10 protein-coding genes and 3 tRNA genes are annotated in these 12,554 nt (G+C 70.6%); 10 read left to right on the plus strand and 3 right to left on the minus strand.

What is annotated here, in order from left to right; all coding sequences use genetic code 11:
* The first annotated feature begins 5 nt into the window (after window positions 1-5).
* From AB0K14_RS18290 to AB0K14_RS18300, 3 genes are read left to right on the plus strand one after another with little or no spacing between them, the layout of a single operon-like run.
* Entirely contained in the window at window positions 6-584 is a 579-nt protein-coding gene (locus tag AB0K14_RS18290; RefSeq protein ID WP_360452525.1) for a hypothetical protein, read from the plus strand.
* Complete coding sequence (locus tag AB0K14_RS18295) at window positions 584-2,581, plus strand: SPFH domain-containing protein (RefSeq protein WP_360452527.1); 1,998 nt, start codon at window positions 584-586, stop codon at window positions 2,579-2,581. Before AB0K14_RS18290 ends, AB0K14_RS18295 begins: the two co-directional genes overlap by 1 nt.
* Complete coding sequence (locus AB0K14_RS18300) at window positions 2,578-7,458, plus strand: DNA repair ATPase (RefSeq protein WP_360452529.1); 4,881 nt, start codon at window positions 2,578-2,580, stop codon at window positions 7,456-7,458. The genes AB0K14_RS18295 and AB0K14_RS18300 overlap by 4 nt, the downstream gene beginning before the upstream one ends.
* A 118-nt stretch (window positions 7,459-7,576) precedes the next feature.
* Here AB0K14_RS18300 and AB0K14_RS18305 read toward each other — a convergent pair whose 3' ends face one another.
* Entirely contained in the window at window positions 7,577-8,113 is a 537-nt protein-coding gene (locus AB0K14_RS18305) for an excalibur calcium-binding domain-containing protein (protein WP_360452531.1), read from the minus strand.
* A 128-nt stretch (window positions 8,114-8,241) separates the two neighbouring features.
* Between AB0K14_RS18305 and AB0K14_RS18310 the strand changes: the two genes are divergently transcribed.
* The 3 genes from AB0K14_RS18310 (at window position 8,242) to AB0K14_RS18320 (ending at window position 10,489) form a co-directional block, all read left to right on the plus strand.
* Window positions 8,242-9,078: an oxygenase MpaB family protein gene (locus AB0K14_RS18310; RefSeq protein WP_360452533.1), complete on the plus strand. Its 837-nt coding sequence runs from the start codon at window positions 8,242-8,244 to the stop codon at window positions 9,076-9,078.
* A gap of 166 nt (window positions 9,079-9,244) precedes the next feature.
* Complete coding sequence (locus tag AB0K14_RS18315; RefSeq protein ID WP_360452535.1) at window positions 9,245-10,072, plus strand: glutamate ABC transporter substrate-binding protein; 828 nt, start codon at window positions 9,245-9,247, stop codon at window positions 10,070-10,072.
* A gap of 213 nt (window positions 10,073-10,285) precedes the next feature.
* A complete protein-coding gene (locus AB0K14_RS18320) occupies window positions 10,286-10,489 on the plus strand; it encodes a cold-shock protein (protein ID WP_015105489.1) in 204 nt (67 codons plus the stop codon).
* A 110-nt stretch (window positions 10,490-10,599) separates the two neighbouring features.
* On the opposite strand, the gene AB0K14_RS18325 is transcribed toward AB0K14_RS18320, so the two are convergent.
* Both AB0K14_RS18325 and AB0K14_RS18330 read right to left on the minus strand, forming a co-directional pair.
* Complete coding sequence (locus AB0K14_RS18325) at window positions 10,600-10,908, minus strand: hypothetical protein (protein WP_360452538.1); 309 nt, start codon at window positions 10,906-10,908, stop codon at window positions 10,600-10,602.
* A 199-nt stretch (window positions 10,909-11,107) separates the two neighbouring features.
* Entirely contained in the window at window positions 11,108-11,581 is a 474-nt protein-coding gene (locus AB0K14_RS18330; protein WP_360452540.1) for a hypothetical protein, read from the minus strand.
* Between the two features lie 164 nt (window positions 11,582-11,745).
* Here AB0K14_RS18330 and AB0K14_RS18335 point away from each other — a divergent pair, with 164 nt between their 5' ends.
* The 4 genes from AB0K14_RS18335 to AB0K14_RS18350 all read left to right on the plus strand — a co-directional run bounded on the left by AB0K14_RS18335 (window position 11,746) and on the right by AB0K14_RS18350 (window position 12,533).
* Entirely contained in the window at window positions 11,746-11,991 is a 246-nt protein-coding gene (locus AB0K14_RS18335; RefSeq protein WP_360452542.1) for a hypothetical protein, read from the plus strand.
* A gap of 204 nt (window positions 11,992-12,195) precedes the next feature.
* A tRNA-Glu gene (locus tag AB0K14_RS18340) sits at window positions 12,196-12,268 on the plus strand.
* Between the two features lie 79 nt (window positions 12,269-12,347).
* Window positions 12,348-12,421: transfer RNA gene (locus AB0K14_RS18345), tRNA-Asp, on the plus strand.
* A 35-nt stretch (window positions 12,422-12,456) separates the two neighbouring features.
* A tRNA-Phe gene (locus tag AB0K14_RS18350) sits at window positions 12,457-12,533 on the plus strand.
* Window positions 12,534-12,554 lie beyond the last annotated feature (21 nt).

Raw genomic sequence — 12,554 nt, forward strand, 5'->3', positions numbered from 1 at the left:
ACACCGTGCAGTTCTTCGCGGCAGCGCTGGGATTCCCGGTCGCGGTGCTGAGCGTCCTGCTGGTGGTCGTGGTCGCCTACTGGCTGCTCGTCGCCTTCGGCGCGGCGGACGCGGACTGGGTCGAGCTGGACATCGGCGGCGCGCCCGCGACGATCGGCGTCTCCCTGCTGGTGGCCTTCTCCTGGTTCGCGTGCCTCGCGGGCGTCGTGCTGGTCGAACCGCGTTCGGCGCTCGTGGGCACGGCCGTGCTCGCCGGGGCGCTCGCCGTGGGCCTGGTGCTGACCCGGCTGGTGATGACGCCGTTGAAGCGGCTGTTCCCGGCGGACCCGGCCGCGTCGCGACTGGACTTCGTCGGCCGCACGTGCGTCATCCGCACCGGCCGGGTGACGCAGACGTTCGGCCAGGCCGAGGTCACCGCCGCGGACGGCTCTTCGGCGGTCGTGCAGGTGCGGCAGGCGGGCCAGGACCCGCTGTCCGCCGGCACCACCGCGCTGATCTTCGACTACGACGTGCACGGCGAGTTCTTCTGGGTCGCGTCCCTCGACATCGGACACCGCCCCACTCTCACACTGGGGGACCACTGATGGATGTCATCACCACCGGGTTCGGCATTCTGGTCGCCGTCGTCCTGGTCGTCGTGATCGGCCTGCTGATCCTGATCAGCCGCCTGTTCCGCAAGATCGACCAGGGCAAGGCGCTGATCATCTCCAAGGTGCGCAAGGTGGACGTCACGTTCACCGGCGCGGTCGTGCTGCCGGTGCTGCACCGCGCGGAGATCATGGACATCTCGGTGAAGACCATCGAGATCCGCCGTGCCGGCCAAGAGGGCCTGATCTGCCAGGACAACATCCGGGCCGACATCCGCATCACGTTCTTCGTGCGGGTCAACAAGACCGTCGAGGACGTCATCAAGGTCGCCCAGGCCATCGGCACCGCCCGCGCGAGCGACGAGCAGACGTTGCAGGAGCTGTTCAACGCCAAGTTCTCCGAGGCGTTGAAGACGGTCGGCAAGCAGCTCGACTTCATCGACCTCTACACCAAGCGCGACGAGTTCCGCGACCGGATCATCCAGGTCATCGGCACCGACCTCAACGGCTACAGCCTGGAGGACGCGGCGATCGACTACCTGGAGCAGACGCCGATGGCGCAGCTCAACCCGTCGAACATCCTGGACGCGCAGGGCATCCGCAAGATCACCGAGTTGACGGCGATCGAGCACGTGCGCACGAACGAGTTCACGCGGCACGAGGAGAAGGAGATCACCCGCCAGAACGTCGAGGCGCGCGAGGCGATCCTGGAGCTGGAGCGCCGCCAGGCCGACGCGGAGATCAAGCAGAAGCGCGAGGTCGAGACGATGCGGGCCCGCGAGGAGGCGGAGATCGCCAAGGTGCAGGCCGAGGAACGCCTCAAGTCGAACACCGCGCACATCCGCACGGACGAGCAGCTGGGCATCCAGACCGAGAACAAGGCGCGTGAGATCGCGGTGGCGGAGAAGAACCGCGAACGCGTGATCGCGATCGAGACCGAGCGCATCGAGAAGGACCGGATGCTGGAGGTCATCGGCCGGGAGCGGGAGACCGAGCTGTCCCGGATCGCCGCGGACAAGGAGCTCGAAGCCGAGAAGCGGTCCATCGCCGAGGTGGTGCGCGAGCGGATCGCGGTGGAGAAGACCGTGGCCGAGCAGGAGGAGATCATCAAGCGGCTGCGCGCGGTCGAGGAGGCCGAGCGGGAGCGCCAGACCGTGGTGATCAGGGCCGAGGCGCAGGCCCAGGAGGGCCTGGTCAAGGACATCAAGGCGGCCGAGGCCGCCGAGCAGGCCGCGAAGTTCAAGGCCCGCGAGGAACTGCTGCTGGCCGAGGCCCGGCAGCAGGCCGCCGAGCTGGACACCCGCGCCATGATCCGCCTCGCCGAGGGCAAGCAGGCCGAGGCGGCGGCGAGCGGGTTGGCCGACGTGCAGGTGCGCGAGCGCGACGCGGAGGCGATCGAGAAGGTCGGCCGCGCCGAGGCCGTGGTGGACCGGGAGAAGGCGCTGGTGGAGGCCCTCGCGATCCGCGAGAAGCTGAAGGGCGAGGCGGAGGGCCTGGCCGACAAGGCGGGCGCGATGGCCGCGTTGGACGGCGCCACCCGTGAGCACGAGGAGTACCGGCTGCGGCTGGAGGCCGACAAGGAGGTCCGGCTGGCCGGGATCGACGTGCAGCGGCAGGTGGCCGAGGCGCAGGCGATGGTGCTGGCCGCGGGCCTGGAGAAGGCCGACATCGACATCATCGGCGGCGACAGCATGTTCTTCGACCGGATCGTCGGCGCCATCACGGTCGGCAAGCAGGTGGACGGGTTCATGGCGCACTCGGACGTGGCGAGCACGCTCGCCGGGCCGTGGCTGAACGGGTCGGCGAGCTTCACCGACGACATCGGCCGGTTGCTCGGCTCGCTGAGCACCGGTGACGTGAAGAACCTGACCGTGTCCGCGCTGCTGCTCAAGCTGATCAACTCGGGCGGTCCGGACGAGGGCAAGCTGCGCGAGCTGCTGGCCGCCGCGCAACGCCTGGGCGTGGCCGAGCGGCCGGTCGCCTCGCTGTCGTGACCGCGCCAGTCGAGGCAGTGCCGGCGGGAGCGACGTTGGAGGCCGGCACCTACGAGGTGCTGCGCGCCCGGCTGGCCGAGCAGGCCGCCGGGCTCGCCCGCCGGGCGGAAGCGCTCAACGCGCGCCGGCTGGAGGCGTTCGGCGGCGCCGAGCTGACGTTGCTGGGCACCGAGCGCATCCGCACCGAGCACAACTGCGTCCCGCGCGACTGCGTCTCCCTCTCCGTCGCCGAGGGGCGAGGGTCGCAGGTGGCCGGGCTGATGCTGTTCGGCTACAACGTCTTCATCGGCCTCAAGCCGGAGACGACGGTCGACGACGTGTTCTCGCTGCACCGCTTCACCCGCGACGGCGACGCGTTCCGGTTCGAGGACGCCGCCTCCGGTGATCCGGCCGGTGACGAGCTGCCCGGCCTGCTGCGCGACCCCCGGTTCGAACGCGACTTCGCCGAGCTGTACCGGTACTACCGGGACACCAGGCTGATCCAGCTGCGCCGGGTCGAGGGCCGGTTGCTGGCGGTGTTCCAGACCGGCGCCCGGATCGGGGACATCCGGGTGCTGCGCTGGCAGGTCGGCGTGGACGGCACCGTCGAGTACCTGGACAACCGGGGCGAGCGCGACCACGTGTTCCCGCCGTCGCACGACTTCGAGTGGATCCCGACCGGCCGCGAGCACCACGTGCTCGGCAGGCACCCGCACATCTCCATCGAGGACGAGGTCTTCGTCGAGACCATCAACGGCGACCTCACCATCAAGGTGGAGAACAACACCGAGACCGGCGAGGGCATCTACACCGAGCCGGTGGACGAGCCGTTGCAGTCGCTGGCGGACGGCGACGTGCAGTACGCGCGGGTCGGGTCGCTGGTCCTGCTGCGCATCCGCCCGTACAACGAGACCGCGTGGCGGCACCTGGTGTTCAACACCCGCACCCGGTCGGTGGTGCGGCTGGACGGCATCGGCCAGGCGTGCCAGCGGCTGCCCGAGGACCAGGGCCTGATCTTCCCCGGCGGCTACTACCTGGCCACCGGCGTCAGCAAGACGTTCGACACCCCGGTGGACGAGCTGGAGTTCGAACGGGTCATCCGGTCGACCAACGGCGAGGACGTGCTGTACGTCTTCCACGCCCGCCGCGACGGCCGGTCGCTGCTGCTGCCCTACAACGTGATCCGCAAGGAAGTGGCGAACCCGTTGTCGTGCCACGGGTACTCGCTGTTCGACGACGGCACGCTGGTCGTGTTCCGCGCGATGAGCGACGAGCCGACCCGCGTGCACCCGATGCAGGTGTGGCAGACGCCGTACCTGTCCGACGCCTACGCCGCCGCGCAGCCCGTGGGCACGGGGCCGTTGGAACGGGTGGGCAACGCCGACCTGGTCCGCGGCATCTCCGACTGCCTGTCGATCAGCCGGATGGTCGGCGAGATGGCGCCGTCCGTGCCGGTGTTCGAGGACCTGATCGCCTCGTGCACCAGGGTGTTCGACGCCTACCACTGGCTCGGCGAACCGGACCTGGAAGACCTGCGCGGCCCGTTGACCCAGGTCCGGGCCACCGCCGAGCAGGTGCTGGACGAGTTCGAGACCGTGCAGGCGCTGACCGACCAGGCGACGACCGCGGTGGCCGAGGCGGGTGGGCGGATCGCCTCGATCCTGCGCCGGGTGCGCGGCGAGGCGCCGACGACGGCCGACGCGTGGGTGCGGCAGCTGGCCGACCTGCGGCAGGCGCAGGGCCACCTGGTGACGTTGAAGGAGATGCGGTACGTCGACGTCGCCCGGATCGACTCCCTGGTGTCGTCGCTGGAGGAGGAGTCGGGCGCGACGGCGCAGCGCGCGGTCGAGCACCTCCGCCGCGACGACGCGTTCACCGGCTACCACGACGAGGTCGAGGCGCTGGTCGGCAGGGCCGAGGGGATCGGCACGGTCGCCGAGGCCGAGCCGGTGGTCGAGGAGCTGGCCGAGCGGCAACGCGGCCTGGAGGTGCTGACCGAGGTCGTCGGCTCGTTGGAGATCGCCGACGCCACCGTGCGCACCTCGATCCTGGAACGCATCGGCGAGGTGCTGGGCGGGCTGAACCGGGCACGGGCCACCGTGGACGGCCGCAGGCGTGCCCTGCTGGCCACCGAGGGCCGGGCCGCGTTCGCCGCCGAGTTCGCGCTGCTCGGCCAGGCGATCACCGGCGCGCTGGCGGTCGCGGACACGCCGCAGCGGTGCGACGAGCAGCTGGGCCGGCTGCTGCTCCAGCTGGAGAACCTGGAGGCGCGGTTCGGCGAGTTCGACGACTTCCTGACCCGGCTCGGCGACAAGCGGACCGACGTCTACGAGGCGTTCTCGTCGCGCAAGCAGGCGTTGCTGGACGACCGGGCCCGCCGCGCCGACCGGCTCGCGTCCTCGGCCGACCGGATCCTGGCGAGCGTCACCAGGAGGGTGTCGTCGCTGGCGTCGCTGGACGAGGTCAACACCTACTTCGCGGCCGACCCGATGGTGGCGAAGATCCGCTCGGTGGCCGACGAGCTGCGGTCGCTGGGCGACCAGGTGCGGGCCGAGGAGCTGGACGGCCGGGTGCTGGCCGCGCGGCAGGAGGCCGGCCGCTCGCTGCGCGACCGGCTGGACCTGTTCGACGGCGAGACGATCCGGCTCGGCAGGCACCGGTTCGCGGTGAACACCCAGCCGGTCGACCTGACCCTGGTGCCGAAGGACGGCGGGTTGTCGTTCGCCATCACCGGCACCGACTTCCGCGCGCCCGTGCGCGACCCCGGCTTCGCCGACACCGCGCCGTTCTGGGAGCAGCTGCTGGTGTCGGAGACGGCCGAGGTCTACCGGGCCGAGCACCTGGCCACGTCGATCCTGGCCACGCACCCGTTGGACGGGCTGCACGCCGCCGTCACCGAGGACCGGTTGCCCGACCTGGTGCGCCAGGTCGCCGAGTCACGGCTGGACGAGGGGTACGAGCGGGGCGTGCACGACCACGACGCGGCCCGGATCCTGGACGTGGTGCTGCGGCTGCACGCGGGCGCGGGCGTGCTGCGGTACCCGCCCGGCGCGCGGGCGGCGGCGCAGTTGTTCTGGGCGTCGGCCGACGAGGACGAGCGGACGTCGTTCGAGCGCCGTGCGGTGTCGTTGGGCCGGGCGCGGGCGGCGTTCGGGCACACGGCGGCCATCGACGAGCTGTGCGCGGAACTGGCCGCGGCGGCCGGTGACCCGTTGGCGGGCGAGTACCTGTTCGAGGAGCTGTGCAGCGCGCCGTTCGGGTTCGCGACGAGCGCCGGGGCGCGCGCCCTGGTGGACGCGTTCCACCGGGCGTTGGGCGGGCGCAAGGAGTTCGACGAGGACCTGCGGGCGTTCGCCGACCCGGACGTGCGGCGACGGCTGGCGCAGGGCTGGTACGAGGCGTTCCTGGGCGGCCGGCGTGAGCCGGACCTGCCGGAGGCGGTGGCCCTGGAGCTGTGCCGCGACCTGCCCCGGCACGAGTCGTCCGCGCAGCTGACGGCCACCGTCGACGGCCTGCTCGGCACGCACCCGCGGATCGCCGACCGGACGCTGCCGATCCGGCTGGACGAGCTGCTGACCCGCACGCGCCGGTTCCGCGAGGAGCGCGTGCCCGCCTACCGCGCGTACCAGCGCAGGCGCAACGAGGTCGTGGCCGCCGAGCGGGCCCGGTTGCGGCTGGAGGAGTTCCGGCCGAAGGTGATGGGCGCGTTCGTGCGCAACCGGCTGCTGGACGAGGTGTACCTGCCGCTGATCGGCGACAACCTGGCCAAGCAGCTCGGCGCGGCGGGCGACGACAAGCGCACCGACCAGATGGGCCTGCTGCTGCTCATCTCACCGCCCGGCTACGGCAAGACCACGCTGATGGAGTACGTGGCCAACCGGCTCGGCCTGGTGTTCGTCAAGGTCAACGGCCCGTCGCTGGGGCATGACGTGACGTCGGTCGACCCGGCGGACGCGCCGAACGCCACCGCGCGGCAGGAGGTCGAGAAGATCTCCTTCGCGCTGGAGGCCGGCAACAACGTGCTGCTGTACCTGGACGACATCCAGCACACGTCACCCGAACTGCTGCAGAAGTTCATCTCCCTGTGCGACGCGCAGCGGCGGATGGAAGGCGTGTGGGACGGCCGCACGCGCACCTACGACCTGCGCGGCAAGCGGTTCGCCGTGTGCATGGCGGGCAACCCGTACACCGAGTCGGGCAAGCGGTTCCGCATCCCCGACATGCTCGCCAACCGCGCCGACGTGTGGAACCTGGGCGACGTGCTGTCCGGGCGCGAGGACCTGTTCGCGCTGAGCTACGTGGAGAACGCGCTGACGTCGAACCCGGTGCTCGCGCCGCTGTCCAGCCGCGACCGCGGTGACGTCGAGCTGCTCGTGCGGATGGCTCGGGGTGAGGACGTGCGGGCGGACCGGCTCGCGCACCCGTACACGTCGGTCGAGCTGGAGCAGGTGCTGTCCGTGCTGCGCAAGGTGCTGCGGGTGCAGGAGGTCGTGCTGGCGAACAACCAGGCCTACATCGCCTCGGCCGCCCAGTCCGACGCCTCGCGGGTCGAGCCGCCGTTCCGGCTCCAGGGCTCGTACCGGAACATGAACAAGCTGGCGGAGAAGGTCGTGCCGGTGATGAACGACGCCGAGCTGGCCGCGTTGGTCGACGACCACTACGTGGGCGAGGCGCAGACGTTGACCTCGGACGCCGAGGCGAACCTGCTCAAGCTGGCCGAGCTGCGCGGCACCCTGACCCCGGCCCAGTCCGCCCGCTGGGCGGAGGTGAAGGCGGCCTACGTCCGCTCCCAGGCCCTGGGCGGCGCGGACGACGACCCCACCACCCGCACCGTGGGCGCCCTGTCCCTGCTCACCGACCGCGTGGGCACCGCCCTGGACCGCATCGCCGAACGGTGAACCCGACCCCGTGAACGTACGACTCTCGCGGGCTGGACGTACGACTCTCGCGGGAGTCCGACGCCCAGCCCGCGAGAGGAGCACCGGAGTTCAACGCCCGGTTCGGTGCGCGGGCCGGTCAGTCGTCACGTTCGCAGGCCACGCCGTCGTGGTCCCGGTCCAGGTTGTGGCGGTCCCAGCCGACGACCTCGATGCGCGTGGTGCCCTGCTCGTGCAGCCAGTCGCACCGCCGCCACACCCCGCGCGGGAACCGCCACGGCACGCACGGGCCGTCGGTCACGTAGGCGCGGTCGCAGTTCTGCCCCAACGGTGGCCGCGAGGATGTCGTGCTCTCCGGAACGCTGGACGAAGACGGCGGCGGCTCCGACGTCGTCACGGCGGTGGTGGTCGTGGTGGTCGTGGTCGTGGTCGTGGTGACCGGCGGCAGCGGCCGAGGCTCGGGCGGCGGAACCGCCACGACGACCGTCGTGGGCCGCGCGACCTCCAGCGCGGTGGTGTACGTGGCGCTGAGCAGGTCCGGCTCCGCCGGGCTCACGTGCACCTGGCGCACGTCCACCGGCCGCGGCTCGTTCACCGTGATCGCCATCGTGACGAGCGCGCCGGTCGCGAGTAACAGCGCCGTCCCGGCGAAGGCGACGCTCCTGCCACTGCTCATCCCTGCACCCGCTCCAACGCTCCACGGTGTCACGTGGAATCGTTCACGCCGGTTGACGCGTTACCTCCCGGCACGTTCCGGCCGGTCGCAAGCGTGACGGAACCGGCACGGCGTGACACGATCGGGTGGTGGACGTCGGGTTGCTCGGACCGGGAACGGTGACCTGGCAGCTGCACGCCGACCCGGCCATGTGGGTCGCCGGCATCGCCGGTCTCTACCTGCAGGCGCTGCACCCGCGCGCGGTCGCGGCCGTGGTGCAGAACTCCGAGTTCCAGCGCGATCCCCTGGGCAGGCTGGTGCGGACCGCGAACTTCGTCGGCACGGTCAGCTACGGCTCCACCGACGAGGTCGAACGGGCCGCGGCCAAGGTGCGCGGCGTGCACCGCGCCCTGCGTGCGAAGGACGCCACCGGCAAGAGCTTCCGCATCGACGACCCCGAACTGCTGCTGTGGGTGCACTGCGCCGAGGTGCACTGCTTCGTCGAGGTGGTGCGCCGCGCCGGCTACCGGCTCACCGACGCCCAAGTCGACCGCTACTACGCCGAACAACGGCGCACCGCAGCCCTGGTCGGCCTGCACGAGGACGAGGTGCCCGGCAGCGCCGCCGAGGTGGCCGACTACTTCGCCGCCACGATCCCCGACCTCCAGCGCACCGCGGACTCCGAACTGGTCTACCGGTTCCTGCACCGGCCGCCCGTCGCCGGCGTGCTGCGCCTGGGCCTGGACGCCTACGAGCCGCTGCTCGGCCACCTCGCGTACTCCGTGCTGCCCCAGTGGGCCATCGCCCTGCACGGCCACCGCCCGTACCCCGAACCCGCCGCCACGACCCTGCTGCGCGCCGCGCGCACCGCCGCGCTGTTCGTGCCCGCGCCGATCCGCTGGGGCGTGCCCGACGGTCACGTGAACAAGGCGATCCGCCGACTCGGCCTCCGGGCCGCGCCCAGGCGGGCACTCCTGCCGTCCTGACGCGCAGTCGGCGGGCTCACAGCCGATACTGCGCCGAACGGCCCAGTGGCGTGGACCACTGCGACCTTTATCGCATCAGAAGGACCGCTCGGCTTGCTTAGCATGAACCACGTCCGGTGCGTCGATCCGCGCCGCGTCCCCAAGCACCCGAGAGGTTCCGCAGCTCATGCTGTTCCGACGACTGCTGCCCGCGACCGCGCTGGTGACGGCCCTGTCCCTGATCGCCGCGTGCGGCGGCGCGAGCGACGACACCCTGGCCGGCAAGGCCGACGACGGCGAGCTGACCATCGGCATCCGGTTCGACCAACCGGGCCTCGGGCAACGCCGGCTGGACGGCAAGTACGTCGGCTTCGACGTGGACGTGGCCAAGTACGTCGCCGCCCGGCTCGGCGTCGAGGAGTCCGGCATCACGTGGCGCGAGGCGCGTTCCGCCGACCGCGAGAAGCTGATCACCTCCGGCGAGGTGGACTTCGTCGTGGCCACCTACTCGATCACCGACAAGCGCAAGGAGCAGGTCTCGTTCGCCGGCCCGTACTTCCAGACCGGGCAGGGCGTGCTGGTCCGCTACACCGACGACGAGATCAGCGGCCCCGAGACGTTGAACGGCAAGAAGCTGTGCTCGGTCACCGGCTCGACGTCCGCGCAGAAGGTGAAGGAGCAGTTCGCCCAGCACGTGCAGCTGGTCGAGTACGGCCAGTACTCCGACTGCGTCATCGCGCTGCTGGCGGGCAACGTCGACGCGGTGACCACCGACGAGGTGATCCTCGCCGGGTACGTGGCGGAGAACCCCGAACTGCTCAAGCTCGTCGGCACGCCGTTCACCACCGAGCGCTACGGCATCGGCCTTGCCAAGGACGACGCCAAGGGCCGGTCGGACGTCAGCGCGGCCATCGAGCAGATGGTCGGCTCCGGCGAATGGCGGTCCGCGCTGGAGCGGAACATCGGTCAGGCCGGCGTGCAACTCCCGGAACCACCCAAGGTGACCGAGAAGTAGCTGTCCGGTGGACGAATGACTTCGGGGGTGTAGTGCTGGGCGTCACCAACCGATACGCTCAGCCACGCAGGCCGTGGTTTCTGTGTTCGTGTCTCACGCTCGCGGAACGACACGCGGGCGTGCCGTCCCCACCCTGAGCGGTGGGGGAAACGCCCCGGGACGGCCGGGGCTGCACGGTGCAGCCCCAAGCTTTCCTGCGATGGAGGCAGGTACATGGCACTGGGCACTGTCAAGTGGTTCAACTCCGAGAAGGGCTTCGGCTTCATCGCCCAGGAGAACGGCGGGCCGGACGTCTTCGTGCACTACTCGGAGATCCAGGGTCAGGGATTCCGCACCCTGGAGGAGAACCAGAGGGTCGAGTTCGAGATCGGCCAGGGCACCAAGGGTCCGCAGGCCCAGAACGTGCGCAAGGTCTGATCGCTCCAATTCCAACGATCTTCGTCTTCGCGGTAGACGACGCAGGCCCCCGACCGGGATGGTCGGGGGCCTGCGTCGTGTCCGGGCCCGGCGTCGCGGCCGGGTCGTGGCTAGAAGCCGCGCTGGCGGGCTTCCCACTCCAGTCGCTGCATGACCCACTCGGTGGCCAGCGCCTGGGGGGACGTCTGCCGCTCGGCGGCCAGTTCCTTCAGCTGCTCGTTCGCCATCAGCTGGAGGCGGAGCTGGTAGACCTGCGCGTTGCCGAAGCTCGTGCCGGCAGTCGTCTCCGCGTCCGCGGTCTCCGGTGCGAGGGCGGCCAGGTACGACTCCAGCTCCTCGTCGGGCAGGGCTTCATCCTGCTCACGCGCGGGCGGGCGATGCCGGCCTGACTTCGACCGTCCAAGGGATCCAAGAGGCACGGCGACACGATAACGGTTGGATTGCGGAACCGGGCAAAGTGTGGCCTGGGTCACAGATGTGTGCATGGAGAGGCCCCCGCGCCAGGGGGAGGAACGCGGGGGCCGGAGGGGATCTCCACAGGTGCTGACCGGGGGTGTGTCAGCAATTCGGATTGTTGCACGCGCACGTGGGCCAGGGGAGTGGGTTGACCCGAAATCTTCAGGTAGCGGATGGCTTCGGATCGTCCGGTGGCGCCTCGAGGTTGGTGATCTCGCCCTCCAGGCGCTGGACCAGCTCCTCCAGGCCCTCCAGCATCCCGTCGAGCTGGCTCATCTTGTCGCTCATGAGCCTGTCGATGTCCGCCTCGATCGCGGACAACGACAGGCTGCCGAACAACTCCTGCGGGTTCGCCGCAGCCGGCCCGGGTCCCGTCGGCACGGCCCCGACCGACTCGGCTCCGGTTGGTTCCGGTCCCGTCGGCTCCGGTCCCGTCGGGTCGGGCGTCGTCGGCTCGGGGACCGTCGGCTCGGGTCCGGCCGGCTCCGGTCCTGTCGGCTCGGGCGCCGTCGGGTCGGCGGCCGCGGTGGACTCGGGATCGGCGGGTCCGGGCACGGCCGGCGCGGGTTCTGGGGCCGGCGGCACGGTGGTCGCGGCGGGGGGTTCCGGCGTCTGGCCCGGTACCGGTTCGGTCATGGGTTGCACCCTCCTCGTTCGCGTCAAGCACATCACGCGACGCTTGACACCAAGTGGCCTACACGGAAAGTGACGCTCCGTCGCCCCTGAATCACTCTCCGGGGGGCTGCGGCGGTTCGATTGGCTCGCTTAGCCTCGCGCCAACCTCAAGTCGGGGAGGCGTCATGAGCGGGTCCCTAGAAGTGCGTCAGTTCCTGTGGAACCAGGACGACACGATGTCCAGGCCGGGCGGCGGTGGGGTGCCTGCCCAGCGAACCGGTGAACCGTCGCGAGTCTCGGACGAGCAGGTGCACCGGGCTCGGCTGTCGGTGGCGCGTGGTGCCACCAGTGCCGAGGACTGCCGGTTGCTGCTCGACATGCTCGGGTTGTCACCGGGTGAGGACGGGGGCGTGCCGCCCGTGCAGCGGTAGGACGCCACGAGCCGCGACCCCTCCGGGGCACGTCCCGGAGGGGTCGCCGTTTCGCGTGATCCGGGCAGGAATCGCAGGTCAACAACTTGTGCCACCCCCGTTTTGGAGGTGTGCACCTCCGTGCCCTATGCTTACGATGCTTCCACCGGACAGCGTGGAGGGCCTGGGAAACAAGGTGGCCCAAGGGCTGCCGGAGGAACTCAGGTCCCCATCGTCTAGCGGCCTAGGACCCCGCCCTTTCAAGGCGGTAGCGCGGGTTCGAATCCCGTTGGGGGCACGCAGTACCAATGCAGTAGAGTACGAATGCAGTACAGTGACAACGCAGTACGGTGACAAAGCAAGGCAGCAGTGAGCAAGGCCCAGTGGCGCAGTTGGTTAGCGCGTCGCCCTGTCACGGCGAAGGTCGCGGGTTCGAGTCCCGTCTGGGTCGCAAGGCAGTTCGGCCGGTTGGTCGAGTCGCTACCTGGCCAGGTAGCTCAGTTGGTACGAGCGACCGCCTGAAAAGCGGTAGGTCGGCGGTTCGACCCCGCCCCTGGCCACCAGAACGCCAGAGAAAGCCCCTC

Origin of the sequence: Actinosynnema sp. NPDC050801, assembly GCF_040673975.1 — a bacterium.
Lineage (GTDB): Bacteria > Actinomycetota > Actinomycetes > Mycobacteriales > Pseudonocardiaceae > Actinosynnema.